15 protein-coding genes are annotated in these 18,629 nt (G+C 55.8%); 6 read left to right on the top strand and 9 right to left on the bottom strand.

All coding sequences use genetic code 11. From position 1 onward, the window contains the following. Positions 1 to 166: 166 nt before the first annotated feature. On the bottom strand, positions 167 to 3,214 hold the full coding sequence (locus ACWHYZ_RS11970) for an FAD-binding and (Fe-S)-binding domain-containing protein (RefSeq protein ID WP_447987575.1): 3,048 nt from the start codon (positions 3,212 to 3,214) through the stop codon (positions 167 to 169). A 99-nt stretch (positions 3,215 to 3,313) separates the two neighbouring features. Next, positions 3,314 to 4,420, bottom strand: coding sequence for an enolase C-terminal domain-like protein (locus ACWHYZ_RS11965; RefSeq protein WP_447987472.1), 1,107 nt, complete (start codon positions 4,418 to 4,420; stop codon positions 3,314 to 3,316). A gap of 196 nt (positions 4,421 to 4,616) precedes the next feature. Between ACWHYZ_RS11965 and ACWHYZ_RS11960 the strand changes: the two genes are divergently transcribed. Continuing rightward, positions 4,617 to 6,995 carry an amylo-alpha-1,6-glucosidase gene (locus ACWHYZ_RS11960; protein ID WP_447987471.1) on the top strand — a complete coding sequence of 793 codons (2,379 nt, stop codon included), beginning with the start codon at positions 4,617 to 4,619 and terminating at the stop codon, positions 6,993 to 6,995. 8 nt (positions 6,996 to 7,003) lie between these two features. Here ACWHYZ_RS11960 and ACWHYZ_RS11955 read toward each other — a convergent pair whose 3' ends face one another. After that, entirely contained in the window at positions 7,004 to 7,195 is a 192-nt protein-coding gene (locus tag ACWHYZ_RS11955; protein WP_447987470.1) for a hypothetical protein, read from the bottom strand. Between the two features lie 310 nt (positions 7,196 to 7,505). After that, complete coding sequence (locus tag ACWHYZ_RS11950; protein ID WP_447987469.1) at positions 7,506 to 7,760, bottom strand: SemiSWEET family sugar transporter; 255 nt, start codon at positions 7,758 to 7,760, stop codon at positions 7,506 to 7,508. A gap of 231 nt (positions 7,761 to 7,991) precedes the next feature. On the opposite strand from ACWHYZ_RS11950, the gene ACWHYZ_RS11945 reads away from it, so the two are divergent. From ACWHYZ_RS11945 to ACWHYZ_RS11935, 3 genes are all read left to right on the top strand, one after another. Further along, positions 7,992 to 8,366, top strand: a complete 375-nt coding sequence (locus ACWHYZ_RS11945) for a sensory rhodopsin transducer (RefSeq protein ID WP_447987468.1) — start codon at positions 7,992 to 7,994, stop codon at positions 8,364 to 8,366. Between the two features lie 119 nt (positions 8,367 to 8,485). Further along, a complete protein-coding gene (locus ACWHYZ_RS11940; protein WP_447987467.1) occupies positions 8,486 to 10,240 on the top strand; it encodes a thiamine pyrophosphate-dependent enzyme in 1,755 nt (584 codons plus the stop codon). 33 nt (positions 10,241 to 10,273) lie between these two features. Then, on the top strand, positions 10,274 to 10,585 hold the full coding sequence (locus ACWHYZ_RS11935) for a hypothetical protein (protein ID WP_447987466.1): 312 nt from the start codon (positions 10,274 to 10,276) through the stop codon (positions 10,583 to 10,585). Positions 10,586 to 10,777: 192 nt separating this feature from the next. Here ACWHYZ_RS11935 and ACWHYZ_RS11930 read toward each other — a convergent pair whose 3' ends face one another. From ACWHYZ_RS11930 to ACWHYZ_RS11920, 3 genes are all read right to left on the bottom strand, one after another. After that, positions 10,778 to 11,218 (bottom strand): hypothetical protein, encoded by a 441-nt coding sequence (locus ACWHYZ_RS11930; protein WP_447987465.1) that lies wholly within the window; start codon positions 11,216 to 11,218, stop codon positions 10,778 to 10,780. Between the two features lie 112 nt (positions 11,219 to 11,330). After that, positions 11,331 to 12,083: a hypothetical protein gene (locus tag ACWHYZ_RS11925; RefSeq protein WP_447987464.1), complete on the bottom strand. Its 753-nt coding sequence runs from the start codon at positions 12,081 to 12,083 to the stop codon at positions 11,331 to 11,333. A gap of 505 nt (positions 12,084 to 12,588) precedes the next feature. Next, a complete protein-coding gene (locus ACWHYZ_RS11920) occupies positions 12,589 to 13,206 on the bottom strand; it encodes an MlaC/ttg2D family ABC transporter substrate-binding protein (protein ID WP_447987463.1) in 618 nt (205 codons plus the stop codon). A 662-nt stretch (positions 13,207 to 13,868) separates the two neighbouring features. Here ACWHYZ_RS11920 and ACWHYZ_RS11915 point away from each other — a divergent pair. Beyond that, positions 13,869 to 14,399, top strand: a complete 531-nt coding sequence (locus ACWHYZ_RS11915; RefSeq protein WP_447987462.1) for a UpxY family transcription antiterminator — start codon at positions 13,869 to 13,871, stop codon at positions 14,397 to 14,399. Between the two features lie 1,393 nt (positions 14,400 to 15,792). Here ACWHYZ_RS11915 and ACWHYZ_RS11910 read toward each other — a convergent pair. Both ACWHYZ_RS11910 and ACWHYZ_RS11905 read right to left on the bottom strand, forming a co-directional pair. After that, on the bottom strand, positions 15,793 to 16,290 hold the full coding sequence (locus ACWHYZ_RS11910; RefSeq protein ID WP_447987461.1) for a hypothetical protein: 498 nt from the start codon (positions 16,288 to 16,290) through the stop codon (positions 15,793 to 15,795). Between the two features lie 331 nt (positions 16,291 to 16,621). Beyond that, positions 16,622 to 17,113, bottom strand: a complete 492-nt coding sequence (locus ACWHYZ_RS11905; protein ID WP_447987460.1) for a MarR family winged helix-turn-helix transcriptional regulator — start codon at positions 17,111 to 17,113, stop codon at positions 16,622 to 16,624. 315 nt (positions 17,114 to 17,428) lie between these two features. On the opposite strand from ACWHYZ_RS11905, the gene ACWHYZ_RS11900 reads away from it, so the two are divergent. After that, complete coding sequence (locus ACWHYZ_RS11900; RefSeq protein ID WP_447987459.1) at positions 17,429 to 18,628, top strand: efflux RND transporter periplasmic adaptor subunit; 1,200 nt, start codon at positions 17,429 to 17,431, stop codon at positions 18,626 to 18,628. The last annotated feature ends 1 nt before the right edge of the window (position 18,629 follow it).

Here is an 18,629-nt window from a genome sequence, read left to right as displayed (position 1 = left end):
GCAATTTTCAGAATGTTGAAAACGGCTTCAACTGCGCTCTCGTCTTGTCGCCATCCTTAACATAGCCCAGAGGCTAGGCCTCCGGTTGGGACTGCGCCTGCGGCGTTGTTGGAAAACCGTTTTGAACATCCTCTTAGGTTTGTTTCTCTCTTCATTTCGAGAAGAGTCAACGGCGTTTGCGTTTCAACATCCATAGGAGACCGCCGGCGATCGCCAGTCCGGCTCCAGCTAGGATAGCGACTTCATTTATCGAGACTCCCTGATGGAACTCTCGCGGCATGAAATAGTTTCGCTCGGGATATTCCGTGCCGCCGCGCGAGGGACCGCTTCTTGGGCCTTCTTTAAGCGCCATTTGCATGACCTGGGCGAGATGGAGCGCGCGGCGGTCGGTGGTCTGCCCGATCTGCTCACGACAACTGAATCCATCCGCCATAATCAACGTGTCTGTCGGCGCTTTCTGAACCGCGGGACGCAGCGTCATTCCTCCGACCTTCAGCGAGACATCGTAATGATCGCCAGATTTAAAACCGAAAGAGCCGGCCATGCCGCAGCAGCCGGAATCGAGCACATCGAAATGAAGACCGATCCGCTTCATGATCTTTTGCTCGGCCGTGAACCCCATGACGGCCTTCTGATGGCAATGGCCATGCACGATCGCGTGCCGGTGCAGTTGCGGCAGTTCGACATGCGTCGCTTTGGAATCAAGGAATTCGGCCAAGGTCAGCACCTGAATATTGAGCCGCTTGGCGTCTTCATACATGGGATACATCTGAATCAACTCGTCGCGAAAGGCGGCTACGCAGCTCGGTTCTAATCCAACGATCGGCGTGCCTGCCTCTATATCATCATGCAGGGTGTGAAAGATTTGCCGCCACAGATGTTTGGCGAGGTCCAGCATGCCGAAGTCGTAGAGCGGCCTCCCACAGCAGAGCGGTCGACTGGGAATGGTCACATGGAATCCCGCGGCTTCCAGCACTTCCACCGCCGCCACGGCCGTCTCTGGGAAGAAATAATTGTTGAATGTGTCCGGCCAGAGAATAACCTTTGTCTTTCCCGCATTCTTTATGTTCTTTATTGGCCGGTTCCGAAACCAATCCGTGAAGGTCTGCGTCGCAAACGGCGGCATCTTTCGGCGAACGTCAATGCCGCCGAGGCCTTTGACTACATTGCTCAGTCCGGGAGTTTGTGTCATCACATTCGCAATACCGGGTATGGTAGAGGCAAGACGAGACCACCAGTAGATTAATCCCATCGAGTAGGCGGACATCGGGCGCAGCCGACCCGCATAGTAATGGGACAGAAACTCGGCTTTGTATGTGGCCATATCGACGTTGACGGGGCATTCGTTCTTGCACCCTTTACACGCTAAGCACAGATGCAGCGCGTCGTAGACGGAATCTTCTTTCCAACCTTTCTGCAGAGGGTCGCCTTCCAGCATCTCGAAGAGGAGCCGCGCACGCCCTCGCGTTGAGTGCATCTCCTCTCTGGTGGCGCGATAGCTGGGGCACATCGTCCCACCATGCTCCCGGCGGCACTCCCCGACGCCCACACAACGCAGCGTCGTTCGCGCAAAACTCCCGGCATCTTCGGGATACCGAAAATGGGTATGTACGTCAGGGGGGTTGTAACCGGCGCCTAAACGAAGATTCTCATCGATGCGATACGGATCCACGATCTTGTGTGGATTCATCTTCCCCTGCGGATCCCAGATCGTTTTGAACTCCCGGAACGCTTCAATCAGTTCGTTGCCAAACATCTTTGGCAAAAATTCGGCCCGCGACTGCCCATCACCGTGCTCGCCGGACAGGGAGCCGCCGTACGCGACGACCAGGTCCACCGCGTCGCTGATAAACGCTCGGTATTTGGCGATCCCGTCCTGAGTCTTGAAATCGAAATTGATTCGCGTGTGAATGCATCCTTGCCCGAAATGACCGTAGAGGGCACACTCATACTTGTATTTGTTGAAGAGTGCACGGAGATCTCGCAAATAACCGCCGAGTCGCTCAGGCGGGACCGCGGAATCTTCCCATCCCTCCCACGCATCCGGCTTGCCCGGTACGCGAGCCGTCGCCCCCAAGCCCGATTCACGGGTCTTCCAGACGTGGTGTTCCACTTCGGGGTCATCGTACAGCCGCATGGATGGCGGGCTCGCTTTGCGTCTCATTCCCGCCATCATCTTTTGCGCATGCGCGTCCGACTCTTCCTTCGTCTCCCCGCCGAACTCCGCCAACAGCCATCCCCCACCCTCCGGCAACAGATCGAGATTTTCCGGATGCAAGCCTTTCAGTCGAATGTCCTGCACCAGGAAATTATCCATGCCTTCCAGTCCGACCGGCGTATAGTCAAGAATGTCCATGATGTGATCGCAGGCCGTATAGATGTCGGGATAGCCCAAGACAACCAGTGTGCGAGCCGGCGGACTGTGCACCAACCGCACCGTCGCTTCCAAGATCGTCACGCAGGTCCCTTCCGTGCCGACCAAAGCTTTGGCGACATCGAAGCCGTGCTCGGGCAAGAGCCGATTGAGGTTGTAGCCTGAGACTCGACGAGGGATTTTCGGATAACGCGCTCGGATAAGATCGCCATATCTGTCACGCAGGGCTCGCAGTTGTCGGTAGATCTCGCCACGTCGCCCGCCCATGCCGATGATGTGTTGAAGCTCGTCCTCGCCGGTCTGACCGACTTTCATGCGCAGGCCGTCGTACGTGAGGATGTCCAACTCCTCGGTATTTTCTTCCGTCTTCCCACCCATCAAGGCGTGGACTCCACACGAATTATTGCCGATCATGCCGCCGAGCGTGCAATGGTTGTGCGTCGACGGATCGGGCGCAAAGGTCAAATGATACTGTTCGGCCGCCTTGCGCAGATTGTCGAGTACCAGACCGGGCTGTACGCGCGCACGCTTGCGCTGAGGATCGAGTTCGACAATGTGATGGAGGAACTTCGACATATCGATCACAACCGCCACGTTGCAAATCTGGCCCGCTAAACTCGTCCCACCGCCGCGCGATAAGATCGGCGCGCCATAGCGGCGGCACGTCGCCACGGCTTGAATGATATCGCCAATGTTTTTTGGAATGACCACGCCGATGGGGACCTGCCGGTAATTCGCCCCACCCGCGGCGTAGAGCGCGCGGCTTCCCGCATCAAAACGCACCTCCCCTTCGATAGATCGTTGCAGATCAGCCGCCAGCCCCTCCCGATCAACATCCATCGGGACCCGGTCGGTCGCCGTTGTACGGCCGATCTCCTTGATCAATTCTTGGCCCAGCATGAGGGCTCCTTTACTCGGAAATACGGTGAACCATACGCGCTACACGGCGTAGCGTTCCGCGTCGGCATGTTTAAATTCCAGCCCCATGCCGGGGCGCGAGAGATCCGGGTAGAGCACGCCGTCGCGCGGGGTCAGCGCGCCATCGAACAGCATGTGCTCGATGCGGACATGATCGTGAAAATATTCGAGATGGCGCAGGGGGCGAAGGCTGCAGCACGGATGAACGTGCAACGACGGCGCACAATGACCGGACAGGGCCAAGCTGCGGGCCTCGCACATGGCCGCCACTGCGACAAATCCCGTCATCGCGCATCGCGAGATATCGGCCTGCAGGACGTCCACCGCGCCTGCCTCCAGCATACGGCGGAAATAAAAGAGATCGTACCCGTATTCCCCGGCCGCGATGTCCATTCCAGCCGGCGCGCGATCCCGAAGCAATCGCAGTCCTTCCAGATCGTCGGATGAGACCGGCTCTTCAAACCAGCACACACCTAACGCAGCATAGGCGTCGGCGAATGACAAGGCCTGCTTTCGGCTGTACGCTCCGTTTGCATCGACGAACAATTGAATGTCCGGACCGATCGCGCTGCGCACGGCTTTGACTCGGGCCAGATCTTCGTCCGGATGCCGGCCCACTTTCATTTTAACGCGTGGGATCCCTTGCTCGGCCCAGCCACCGAGTTGCCGCTCTAGCTGCTCGACGGAATACGAGGTAAAGCCGCCGCTGCCATAGACCGGCACGCCGTATTGGACGGCTCCAAATAATGTGACAAGCGGAAGATCCAGCAGGCGTGCTTTTAAGTCCCATAGGGCAGCATCGACGGCGGCCATGGCCGTGGAAACAATGCCGGGGCGTCCAAGGTTCCGGATACTGCGGTACATGGCTGCCCAACATTCGGGCACATTCATCGCATTACGGCCCTGCACCTGCTCGGCCAATTTTTCTTTGATCACTCGCGCCGTCCCCTGATCGGCATAGGTATACCCAAGACCACACTGTTCGGCGGCTTTGGCTTCGACGAGCACCAGTGTCGTCTTGTCCCACTTGAGCGTTCCGTCCGATTCCGGATAATCGGTGGGAATGCTGTAGGCAGACACGTCGAGCCGATCAATGGCAATTCCAGCCCCCTTTGTGGCAACCGACATGGTTCTCCTTCTTTCCCCACTTACTTCGGTCATCTTGTCTTGACTTCCTGATGCGTCACTATCGGCGCAAACAAGATTGTCATGTAGGATGAAATCCTGTGCACCAATGCACACACCGCACGCTAACGGCGGCCTTCCATTCGTCCGATTGCACGAGGCTGGGCTACGTATTAGTGTCACGCAAGAGGAGGCTGGCATGAAGGACAAGGCGGATGGTCGTTCGATTTCGCGCAGAACATTCTTGACGCTCTCGGCCGTATTAGCATGGCCCTTCCAGGAGGGCTATACGCGTTACGGTCCTCTATTCGTCGCCATGTCTGAGGAACAGAAGAATCGTAAAGAGCATTTTCTCGCGCAGAAAAGACCGACGACGGCGAGCAGCATCGCAGACGCCATCGTCATCAAGGACGACAATGTGTTTTTTATCGCCCAGCCGGACGGCAATGTACCGGCGGAAGGAGGGCACGCATATGGGCTGTACTACCACGATTGTCGGTTTCTGAATGGGTATGAATTCCGCATCTCCGGGTCGCTGGCGCCGGCGCTCGGCGCGTCGGCCACCGCCGGCTTCATGGGACAATTTGAACTCACGAATCCGGATTTACACACCCCGCACGACAAGGACGTGAAGAAGGAATCTATCGGCATCCGCTGGCAACGCATCGTCGACAGCCCCCTTCTCGCACTTCACGATAGTGTGATCTTTGAACACTATGGGCGCCAGACGGCGGATTTCCCGATCTCGTTCACGTTCCGCTCCGGGTTCGAAGATCTCTACACCGTAAAAGGCACGTTACAAGAGCAACTCGGCGTTCGACGCGAGCATCGGTGGATCGACGGCATGCTGCATTACTTCTATGAAGGCAAAGATGGCGTGTATCGAAGCGTCACCGTGCATTTTTCACCGGCGGTGGAGCACACGGACGGCGAGACGGCGCACTTTCACGTGATGCTTAAGCCCGACGAGAAGAAAGAATTTCTCGTCTCGCTCGTCATTCGCGAGTCACGGGATGCGCGAGAGGTGCAACCGCAGCCGCTCAAGGAACGGAATATCAAGGAGCTGGAAACGGATCGTCATCAGGATGCCCAAAACTGGATGCAGTCCGTCACCGAGATCGCCAGCGATAGTTTCGTCCTCCAACAGCTCATGACCCGTTCCTTGCGGGACCTGCGCGTGCTGCGGAGCACCTTACAAGGCGAGACGTTCTATGCGGGCGGCGTCCCGTGGTTCGTGACCATCTTCGGCCGGGATAGTTTGATTACTGCCTTCCAAATGCTGGCGTTCGATCCGGACATCAGCGCTCAAACTTTACGGCTAATGGCCAAATACCAAGGAAACAAAGTGGATGAATGGCGGGACGAACAGCCCGGCAAGATCCTGCACGAACTTCGGGTCGGCGAAGCCGCACATCTGGGGTTGATTCCGCATACGCCCTATTATGGGACGATCGACGCAACGCCATTATTTTTGATTCTGATGGGCGCGCATGCCGACTGGACGGGCAGTCTGTCTTTGTTTCATGAATTGCGGCCCAACGTCGACAGAGCGCTCGACTGGATGGATCGATATGGCGATCGGCACGGAGAAGCGTTTGTCGCCTACGACAGCAGTTCGACCTCGAAACAACGGCTCATCAACCAAGGATGGAAGGATTCCGGCGATGCGATTGTCAACGCCGACGGGAGCATCGCCAAACCGGCAATCGCGTTGGTTGAGGTGCAAGGCTATGCGTATCGGGCGAAGCTTGCGATCGCCGAGTTATTCGATCGCGTCGGCGAATCGGAACGCGCGGCTCGTCTGCGACAGGAAGCCGAGCGCCTGCGTCGGGAATTCAATCGCCGCTTCTGGCTGGAGGACCTGTCCTTCTACGCCTTGGCACTTCAAGGAGACGGCAAGCCGGCTGCCGTGGTCTCATCGAATCCCGGGCAAGCGCTGTGGTCCGGCATTGTCGATCCTGAACGAGCCGCACTTACGGCCAAACGTCTGATGGCGGACGACGTATTCTGCGGATGGGGCGTTCGCACGCTGTCGGCAAAGGAGCGTGCCTACAATCCATTGAGCTACCACCTAGGCTCCGTGTGGCCACACGATAATTCGCTTATCGCTGCCGGCTTGCGCCGGTACGGCTTCGATGACGAGGCCCTTCACATTTTCAACGGCCTCAGTCAGGCGGCGATCCACTTCAAAGCTTATCAACTGCCGGAGCTCTTCTGCGGCTTCGATCAGCGTGAATATCACGTTCCAATTCCCTATCCCGTGGCCGATCACCCGCAGGCGTGGGCATCCGGCTCGATGCCGTATTTCGTCTCGACCCTGCTCGGCCTCATGCCGGAAGCCTTCGATCGACGGCTCCGGATTGTCCGACCGATGCTTCCTGACTCGGTCAACACCCTCGAACTGCATCGGCTCCGAATCGGTCGCGCGAAGGTTGGCCTGCGGTTCGAGCGCACCCGTAATCGACAGGTTGATGTCCATGTCCTGAACACGGAGGGCGACCTAAAAGTAATCGTAGAACCGCCTCGACGAGTATCCCGCTCATCAGGTCGACCCTCGCCAGGCGTCACTTCAATCTGACTTCTCTGCTATTGGCATTCTTCAGGAGGGGGAGTTGGCAGCCGGCCGAGAAGCGGAAGCCCCAATAAGACGGTAGGCGGCGTATAGATCATGAGATCCACCAGGCTCAGGAAGGATTCGCCGATCCAGAACGTGACGGCCAGATTGCAAAGCAGCACGCCATAGTACAGAGCGCAGCCCAGCAGAAGAGCGAGCATCATACCAGTTTGGCGATGTCACACCGATCGCAGCAACTTCCACCCCGGCGGCCGGTTCGGCTGAGGTGATACGCTTGATTCCGCTCACTCAGCCGGTAGGCCGGTAGGCCGGTCTGCCGGTCTGCCGAGCCATTGAACATTGAATCCAGCCTCTTAAACCTTCCATGAACCGACCGTTGTTTCACTCCTAATCTCACTAGCGATGCCTCCAGAGGCCTGAGAGAAATGCGCCGGCGTAAACGACGACATCGCTTCTCATTTCAGTAGACGACCTTCCCGGCTGTGGCTCGGCAGCGTCTCATAATTAATTCCGTCAGCCGAACTTGATTTTCATCCCGACCAGCGCCAAGGCCAGTCCCAAGGTCGCGACGTTGGTCACGATGATCGGCAGCGAGCCGATCGAAAATCCATAGATCACCCACAGCAGCACGCCCAATGCGAACGCCCCTAGCATCCAGAATGAAAAATCTTTCGCTGACTTTGACCGCCAGGTTTTTACCACTTGCGGCAGGAACGAAATCGTGGTCAGAGTCCCGGCCACTATTCCCAAGAGACTCACGGTATCCATCGCTCACCCTTTATCAACACGCAAGAACATCCCGCATAGCCAGCGCCCAATGGAAGCAATACTGATACGGAAGCAATACTGATACCGCCGACATCGTGCGGATTGTGCGAAATCGCGTCCGATACTTCTTACGCGGCTGCATCCTTCGGCCTGATACTCATGGAGGGCCCATCTGTACGACTATACAGAAGAGACGGTAGGACGAGTCACATTTCGTCGCGGAGAAACACGATGATGCCTTTGGGACGGACGCGATGGGCTATTGCCGAGGGCTATATTCCTCCCTACAGCCATGGACCGGAACCGCAGTTCACGAGCCATGAGACAGCTTGTTTGTTGAATAGCTCCGATCAGGATGCGCACGTCGAAATCACGATCTTCTATTCGGATCGCGAACCGGTTGGGCCATATCGAGTCACCGTCGGGGCGCGCCGCACGTACCATCTGCGTTTTAATAATCTGACCGATCCGGAGCCGATCCCGCGCGGGACGGACTATGCGAGCGTGATCGAATCCGATGTGCCGATCGTCGTGCAGCACACACGATTGGACTCGCGGCAGGCAGAGAATGCCCTGGTCTCGACCATTGCCTTTGCGGCAGAGTAGCGGGCACGTCGCGCTGACCGCTCAGCTAAGGTAAGTAATTGAATCATGATAGTACGTGTTGAATCCTCTGGGGTCACCTCATTACGCAATGACATCTTCACTGTGGAAGGAATGCTGCCATGGCTAAAACAGTCTCAGACTTACTCATGGACCGACTGATCGATTGGGGGGTGGATACGGTTTTCGGATTTCCAGGCGACGGGATTAACGGACTTTTCGAAGGTCTCAGGACGTATCAGGAAAAGATCAAGTTCATTCAGGTGCGGCATGAGGAGGCGGCCGCCTTTGCGGCCTGTGCGTACGCCAAATTCAAGCGCAAGCTCGGAGTCTGCATGGCCACGTCCGGGCCGGGCGGCATTCATTTATTGAATGGATTGTATGATGCGAAATCCGACGGCCAGCCCGTCCTCGCCATTACCGGCCACACATTTCACGACTTGATCGGCACCCATTTTCAGCAGGACGTCGATCTCGATAAGGTCTACACCGATGTAGCCGCGTATAACGAACGCATTATGGGTCCAGCGCACGTCAACAATGCGGTCGATGAGGCGATTAAAACGGCTCTCGCTAGGCGCACCGTGGCCCATCTGACCATCCCGAAAGATATTCAAGACTGGACGGAAAATGGAGGCCAGCGCTCCAAGATGAATATTGCCAAGCATAGCGGGGACGTCTATGCGGAAGCGCTGCCGCTGCCGCCGCAGTCCATTCTGAAGAAGGCTGCCGAGATCATCAACGCCGGCTCCAAGGTTGTCATTCTGGCCGGCCGCGGCGCATTGACGGCCCGCGATGAAGTGCTGCAGTTGGCCGAGAAAGCGGCCGCGCCCATTATCAAACCGCTCCTCGGGAAAGGCGTCGTGCCCGACGATCATCCCTATACGACAGGCGGGATCGGTTTGCTCGGCACGGCTCCGTCGCAGGATGCGATGGAAGGGTGCGATACGCTGATCATCATCGGCAGCAGCTTTCCCTATGAAGACTTTTATCCGAAACCTGATCAAGCGAAATGCGTACAGATTGATATCGACCCCGCGCGTATTGGATTGCGCTATCCGGCCGCGGTCGGCCTGGTCGGACAGAGCTGGGATGTGTTACGAGCCCTGCTGCCGATGATTCAAGAGAAAAAGGAGCAGTCCTTCCTAAAGAACATTCAGAAGAGCGTGAAGCAGTGGGACGAGCTAATGGAGCAGCGGGCAACCCGCATGGATATGCCGATGAAGCCGCAGGTGGTGGCGCATCAGCTCAATGAGTTTCTGGCTGATGATGCAATTATTTGTTGCGATACCGGGACGATTACGACCTGGGCGGCCCGCCATATCAAGATGCGAGGCGACATGATGTTCTCGGCGTCCGGCACGCTGGCCTCGATGGCGAATGGCCTCCCCTACAGCGTCGGCGCGGCGGTGGCCTACCCTGGACGGCAGGTCGTCTGTTTCATTGGAGACGGCGGATTCGCGATGCTGATGGGAGAAATGGCAACGCTCGTGAAGTACAACCTGCCGGTCAAAGTCATCGTGATCAAGAACAATGTGCTCGGACAGATCAAGTGGGAGCAGATCGTGTTGGAAGGCAACCCCCAATTCGGCGTGCAGCTACACCCGATCGACTTTGCAGCCGTGGCCAAGGCCTGTGGAGCCCCGGGTTATACCGTCGACGATCCCAAAAAAGTCCGCGATGTCCTCCGGGAAGCATTTTCGCAGCCAGGCCCTGCTCTGGTTGAAGCGGTCGTGGACCCGGCCGAGCCGCCCATGCCCGGCAAGATCAAAATGACGCAAGCGCTGCATTTTGCCGAAGCGCTGGCCCGAGGGCAAAAGGATCGATGGGACATCATCAAAACGGTCATCGAAGACAAGGTGCGGGAAGTAGTGTAAATCCACACGTCGGTAACTTATAAAGGAGGCCCTATGAGAATCTGGATTGCCATCGCGATGGGAATGATCGGAGTCGGACTGTTCCACGTCCATGATGCCGCCGCCGATGCGTCGAAACAGGATAAAGGCAAGGGCATTGTGAACGAACGAAGCACCGGCAATGAGCCCTTCACGGGACCGGGCGCCTCCGGCGGTCCTATGCATAGTACGCCCGGCGCGACAGAACGGTCGGTCCAGGAAAGCACCAAGGCGCAGAGCGGGATGCGAACGGGCGCCGAAGCCGGCGCAAAAGATAAATCAAAGAAGTCAGGATCCGGTTCAGCGGCCGGCAGCGGAGGACATTAAGCGCTCGAGAGGCAGCGGAAACATCGATGGATTCTGGATCGGCGTCTTCGCTGCCGCACGGATCCTTCCAAATCCTTTTCTGCAACTATGCGTTGGCCGTCCCCACGAAACAATGTCGGCCAAGAGAGTTCCACAACGGCCTTGTGGCAACAGCAGACTCGTGAGATGACTTGGGGCGCTTTTGATGAATCATCAACCGCAATGTCCAATGTTGAATCGGTTTTCCGGGTCTCGCGTATACTCCCCTCGATCTTCGCCGACCTCAACCTCGCCTAACTGATTGCACGTTCTGCCGAAGATGCGGAAAGGCTGTTTCAAGCCGGATAAGCGAATCACCGTCGATTGCGACGATGAGCGCGATCGCTGCGGGTAGCGGTCACATTCAATGCGCGCAACACGTTCAAACAGCTTTTGAAGAACCTCCCTTCCGGCTGTTGGTTGTGAGAGGCAGTTCTTTTCTTGACTATAGGGGTAGATGCGGCCCATCGCTGCTCGAGGCGGGTTCCATGGAATGTCGTAATTTACCATCAGACACCAGGACTGGAGACTAATGCCTTCACCAGCCGCCTCGGTTGCAACCCACCCCTGCGCAGACTCACGGAACTCCCGCTCCGCATAGATTTGGCTCCCCATTCACGATCACCGACTTTCATATCGCCATGTTAGAATCAGGGGTCTCTTGTGCCTGTCCCTTAATTGCATAGCGATTTCCCCTTCACCGTGGAGAGTAATTCTTTCGCCTTCTTCAAGGTAGTTTCTGCGTTTTATAGGCCTTGTCGTATTCATCAGGAAACTTATATGAACTGTTTGAGAACCCATCGTTCAACAAATCTTTGGCCGAATCATAACATCGTTCGCATGCGTTGCTGTGGCTTTCAATATCCGAACAGCTGACTTTGTTCCCTTTGTTTTGCTCATTGTTCATAATATCGAGTTTCTGATTGATGTCAGGAACATTCAAGTCACACTTTGACTTAAACGTACTGAGTCGATCCCGATAGGTATTGGTCGAGCCGTAATACACCCGTCGGTCGCCAATCATTTTATTTTTATGATCGGTAATCCGGCCGATACTATTCGACACCTGCTCTATTGCCTTCTTGTGCTCCTCGTCTCCTCCTTTCCAACACTCGCTTTCTCTGGTTGTCCGTGCCTCTTTACATTGTTTGGCGGCATCGAGCATTTTATCAAACACATCCACGAGCACCCTTCCATCCGATGCGAGTGCCTGCTTGTATTCTTCGCTCGCTTCAGGGGTCCATCCCTCGCCAAATGTTTTGCAAGACGTGTCCACCGCACTACTGAGGCTATTTAATTTACTCTGATCACATGTCGCGCATTTCTTTTTGTTGTCCCGAGTGTCGACACAATACAATCCGCTTTCACACGCCATTTGATCACAGATCTCGTTCACTTTTTTAAATTCATCGGCCCGGCTCGTGTGAATCGAACCCACCAGTGTTGCCATCACCATCAGCATAAGCAGATATGTTTTCACTGTGCTCTCCTCCCCATACGTTTATCAGCACTCTTTCATGTCGCAAAGCTGGATTGGGTCGCCGACATGCAGACAAGGACGACGCTGGCCAGGCTATAAGTGCTCGGCAGCCGCGCCTCCCCTCCTCGTCGCTTGTCTGTAGCACTCCAAATAAACTTCAAGTAAAGCTGGTCATCCTTGATTGGGGAGCGCCGGAATGATTTAGCACACAAGCTCGACTTCAAGCTACGTATTTGGTGCACGCGATAGCATTATGATGTTTTGCGCGCCGCCACGAAACATCTACTAGCCGAGTGGGCCGGGCTGTTGCGAAGCGAGAAACTCCCGGGGCAGTGGCGAGATACTCACCTTGACCTCCCTTCTCAAGGCGCCCCGTTCCTCACCTCCTAAGTATTTGGTAGGCTAGACGAGGGTAATCGTCGGTTGGGGCAGGAGTGGCGACCTTCCCGGCATGTCAGCATGATGTGGGAAAACACGGACTGATCGTCAATGTAGCCGGGCGTTCTCACTTGGAGCGCTCATCTGTGTTCAGGGGTTTGAAAGTCTCGGATTTGCTTTGAAGCTTCTCCACCAGATCTTCATAGGACGAGGTACGGATAATATTGGTGAACTGCCCACGATAGTTGTGCACCATACTGATGCCATTCACCACGATGTCATACACACGCCATTCTCCCGACTTGCTCAGCAGTCGATAATCCACCGGGATTTCACCTTTGCGAGAGAAGAGTTTGGTCCGAACTTCCGCATAGTCGCCCTCATCGCGCTCGCCGAGGTACTGCGTCTGTTCTCCTGAATATCCCTCAATCGTCCCCATGTAGGAGCGGGCAAGAAGCCGCTGGAACAGCTCGACAAACTCCTGTCTCTGTGTCACGTCTAATTTATGCCAATGCGCGCCCAGTGAGCGTCTCGCCATTTCTTCGTAGCTGAACCGATCACCGAAGATCTTTTCCAGTTGCCGGCGGCGCTCCCCGGTCCGGTCAGGCTTTTTCAGCTCCTGGTCTTCCAGAACATGGACCACTTGATCCATCGAACTCTTGACTGCCTCCGTGGCCGTGACGGCAGCGACCAACGATGGTGTGAGAAAGACTCCTAGCCAACACGCGATGCCGGCGCAAACCACGCCACGTGTCTGGCTCCTCCCGCCTTTTGTCATTCTAGGCATTGAGACTGGGTTTCGCATCGCACCATTTGCACTCATTGATCAGAGCCAGGCCATCCGATTGTTTCCTTCGCAGGGCCATGGGCCGTGTCCTCTTGTGTGCTCTACAACAGGGCGCTCTACCTGCCATTGCTATCTCTCGTCGTTACCGCATTGCGCGGTGGCGCGCCGACCATCACTTGTGCTCTGAGGAATCACAGTCCCTTGATTATGCATTGTTGACAAGGAACCTCCTAAACAGCTCCACGCATAAGACGCAGCATATCTTACGACCAATCCGGAGCGAGAGGAGCTGTCAACGTTGACAGTTAAATAATGCTTAGCGAAGGAAAGGTATTGTTCACTGTGTCCATTCTGTGCTGACTATCTTTGTCATGTCTTTGGCGAGAGCCATATCTCACAGGGCGTTGCGAACAGAGAACAAAACTTCCGCTAGCAGCTAATGCATGACAACGCTTAGGCCGGAAACTGCAAGCAAGGTCCCTACTATACATTAATCCTTGGGATGATAGGATGCAGGCTTCAAATCATCTAACCTTCGCTACCCTAAACACCATGCGTACTTGTCGGTAGTAATGCATGTATTATCAAAAGACACCAGTTCGCTACCTTAGAGGGTGCTGATGAATACTCCCCGGTGGTACGCACTTCGAACACGATCGCGAGCCGAGAAATTGGTGCGCGATCAAGTAGCTCAGCGAGGCATGGAACCATTCCTTCCGTCGATCACGCGTGTCAGTCAATGGAAGGATCGCCGGAAACGCATCGAATTGCCGCTGTTCAACGGCTATTGTTTCGCTCGGTTTTCTATGGATCAGAGACTCTTGATCCTCCAATGCCCCGGCGTCGTCGAAATCATCGGTAGCGCGCTTGGACGACCAGAGCCGATTCCTGACAGCGAAATCATGGCGGTTCAGAAAATCATATCTTCTCGCCAGCCCTATGATGCACATCCTCATTTAGAGCAAGGCACGATGGTGGAAGTCATTCGAGGGCCATTGATCGGTATACAAGGAAAGCTGCTTAAAAAATCCGAAGGATGCCGACTTGTCATAACCATCAATCTGATCGGTCAAGGCGCGTCAGTCCATATCGATGCGAGTGATATTGCTCCCATAACTTCTTCATTACCCCTAGAACCTCCCGCCGCCTAACGTGCCGGCGACGGTATGGAAAGCTCTGTGAGGCGGACGTGTCATACAGCCCTGAGCAGGTCGCTGCATGGATCATAAAGGAATTTGAAACCCATCATGGGGATCTCGACACTCTGAAGAGAATGATTGCGGCGGATCTACGCTATGCCTACCAACGAGGCAGGGAAGATTCATTGCCAACAGCAGGAATCACGGCTTGGAAGTAGTCGCACGTTTCTTAAAACAGTCATAGAGACACGTGATAAGGCCCTGGAGGTTCAAGGAACGGGGAATGACGATAACAGTATTAGGCTGTCGCCAACCGTCAAACCCCTTCCATGCAGGCGATAGCTCACAGCCAGAGGAAAGCCGCAACCGTGCCTGCTATTGCGCTGGCGATAAATGCCAGCATGAGACCGTGTTCCTGTGTCCGAGGATCATCGATAATCATATGGGATCTATCCTCACCCTGTAGAGGAAGGATGGCCAACCGACAGGAGGGGACGGTCAGCCATCACGTCCAGTGATGAGGGACTCACCCTCTGAACGTCTACTTCCTCCGACGAGTGGAATTATATTCCAGCCTACCTAGGTACAAATATCCGGAAGTGAAGAAGTGAGCTGTCCTTACGTGGCCTACTCGGTCGTTACCAATAGGTCGGACGGTAAGCAGCAGCATTGCGGCTCCTGAGCCGTTACCGTGCTTTAGCTTATCCCTTTGCGGGCTTATCAAGTGCTTCACTTCAACAACCGACTGCTTCGGCGTGTCAGCAATTCCTCCCTGTACCCGCACGATACCTTCAGACTCATAGGACGCACACTGACGCTCCACTCGATTCGTGAACATCCCGTCTGTGCACCGATAGAATTGGTCATCGCGGGTAGCAACCTGCGGAAGTGATAGCGTCACAAGCCGAACATCACACATAGAAAGACAGGCAACATAGCAACCTCCTACTCAGCCGATATGGGCATCATGCTAGGCTGCCAGATGGTCAAAACCTATTAGACTGCTGACAGGCTACTTATGGGGTGCAGGAAAGGCCGAGGATTAGGACACAATTACTGCCGTTTATCACCTTGACGCTGTCGGGACGAGTGCTATGCTTGGTGCATAAGGAGGTACACTCATGCAAACGCAGTCACTTGCCACAATTGGGCAGATCGCCTTTATACAGGCACGGATCAACCGAGCAGAGGTACCGCAATCCATGGACGGCGCGGGAATCATTCACGGTTTGCTTCTCGCAAGCTGCCTTTGGCTTATTGGCGCGGCTGTCGCATTTCTGTTGGTTTGGTAGAGGCCTTCCCCACCTACTACTCATTCATCATACCGTGTCGCTTTTTTTCAAGGCCCGTGCTGTTCGGGTCTCAGCCTCCGGCGTTCCAGAGCACTGAAGCACTATCGCCGCTCTTACCCTCGGCTGAGGATCATGCGCCGGAGCTGACCTTTTCCCAGACGGCGATCAACTCCCTGATAGAGGTGGTAGCAGCCAAAGACCAGACCCACAACGACGACTTTGGCCAATACGCGGTTTCGATCTGCTTGGCTCCACGCCTCTACGACCGCTTCTCCGACCGCGCCGGTCTCCTTGTGAACGTGCCAAATCCTTTCTGCAATCAACACAGGGGCGCTGACAGCGCAATAGAATAGTGTCTTAAATAGGGTGGCCATCCAGATTGGATATCTGGTATCGAGACGGATGGCAATGGGCGTCATGTCGAGAAGCACCACAACCTTTGCGAGTGCAAGAGTGGCGATCACTGTCGGTACAAGAGCGGAATATTCAATGTGATAAGTGGCCAGCAACAACTTGGCAAGCGTGGTAAAGATCCCAAAAGACAATAACAAATAGAGAGCGACGCCGCCGGTGTGCCAAGCTTCACGTTTCACCACGGAGAGCATCCCCACATTTCACCTCCGGTCTGAATAGGCGCGGCATCATGACCGTGCCTAAACCATAACCGAACAGTAAGCAAAACGGTAACAAGAGATATAACCAAAAGTGTGGAAATAGAAAAGAGGCGGTGTATCCTCACGGGTGACGAACCCAAACAGCCGGGCCACCCAGCCACTCACAGGAGGACCACGGCCATGGAGCAGCAGAGCACAGAGGTCCAAGAGCCGTCAAGCGTGCGATGGGGGAATTTGGAAACGTGACGCCGAACACAGGTGCAAGGATTCATCCAGCAGATCCTGGGAGCAAGGCAGTGTATTCCTAGCTCGGTCCAGACTCATAGAGCTAGCCTTGCAGCCGGCGCCAGAGCTTGTCGAGCGTCTTGACGAACGCCTTGCACTCGTTCTCGCTGAGATCGGAAAAGAGGGTAGCGACCTGCTTTTTGAATTCGGTGCAGTCTGGAGATCTCTCGGTCTTGGCTTTATTCGACAATTCAATTACGGTTGCCCGGCGATCCGTGGGATGCGGTTGACGTATGACCAACCCGTCCTTCTCGAGGGAGTCAACGAGCGCGGTAACGTTCGTCGCCGTTACGCCAAGTTCCTCCTTGAGTTCGCTCATGATCCTCGGGCCACGCTCATGGATTGAGCCCAGGATACGCAAGCGTTGAGGAGAAAGGCCCTTCTCCGTCAAGAATGACTCCGACCATCTCTGATAGGCCGGGGCAAAACTCCACAACAGTTCGACCAACCGGTGTCTCGGCGACTTCGAGATGCAGGGAGAGATGCCTGGCTTTTGACGCGCCTCAGATTTGGAGCCTTGCTTGCGACTTCGCATATTTACATCACCAATATCAATACAACAAATGGCAAGATAGATTGATTACTCAACAACCGAATAATTCATACATTGACTGTCGATATTTCTAACATTATACTACTTCTCCTATCCACCATGCATCAGGAAATCAAATACGAACATCCCTGGCGTGGGTAAGTCCGTGGCCATCGTGACAACTATAGACGCTGCGCAATACATGCACGCCGCATGCGGAATCACCATGGCTACTGGCGGAAATGGGCGTCGTATAAACCCAGCGCCGGAAGCAGCAAGGCCGCCGTATTGGATCGACGTAACCTAAGTGAGGTATTCATGTATCACGCTCAGGCCTCTAAAGTATCTTGTGTATCGTTGATAGCGCTGAGCGCGGCCATGGCGTTGTCGCTGACACTGGGAGGCTGTGGCGGCGAGCAAGCCAGTGGTAGTGCTCAGGCGCCACCGCCGGAAGTTGCCGTGGCGCAGGTACTGTCAAAGTCAGTTCAGCAATGGGACGAATACACCGGCCGCGTCAGCGCGATCGACACGGTCGAACTGCGGCCCCGCGTCAGCGGCTACGTGCAGCGGGTCGCCTACACGGAAGGGCAGGACGTAAAGCAGGGCGATCTGATGTTTCAGATCGACCCGCGTCCCTACCACGCGGCACTTGATAACGCACTTGCGCAACTGGAACGTGCTCGCGTAGCGGAGAAACTGGAGGCGCTACGGCACAAGCGCGCTCAGTCACTGATCGACGACGAGGCCGTCTCTCAGGAGGAGTTGGACATGCGCCGCGCTGCGCACGCGCAGAGTACCGCCGACATCCACGCCGCCGAGGCTGCCGTGGCCACCGCCAAGCTTGACCTGGCGTTTACCGAGGTGCGCGCGCCGATCGCGGGCCGCGCGGGACGAGCACTGGTCACGGTCGGCAATCTGGCCACGGCCGATCAGACTCTGCTCACGACGGTCGTGTCACAGGATCCGATGTACGTTTACTTTGATGCCGACGAGAACAGCTATCTGCGCTACAAGGAGCAGGAGCGCAAGAGCGAGCGCACCGCCAAGGACAACGCAGTGCACGTCGGCCTCGCCAACGAGGAGGGCTATCCGCATGCGGGCACGGTCGACTTCCTCGACAATCAGATCAACCCGACCATCGGCACCGTGCGCGCACGGGCCCTGCTCTCGAATGCCAGCCGTATCTTCACCCCAGGCCTCTACGCGCGCGTGCAGTTCATCAGCAGCCAAAAGACCGATGTCGTGCTGATCGATGACAAGGCCGTATTGACCGATCAGGACCGCAAGTACGTCTACGTGGTAGACAAGGATGGCAAGGCGCAACGCAAGGACATCGTGCTCGGCCGCATGGCGGAGGGACTGCGCGTGGTCCAGTCTGGCCTCACCCCCGAAGACAGGATCGTCGTGGCCGGCCTGCAGAAGATCTTCTTCCCCGGCATGCCGGTCAGAGCGACCGAGGTTCCGATGGGCGTGCTAGCAACAGCTCCGGCTGCGCCGGCAGCCGTGGCGGCGAAGTAAG

This window comes from Nitrospira sp. Nam74, from assembly GCF_965152615.1.
This window is presented reverse-complemented; position numbering and strand designations above follow the sequence as displayed.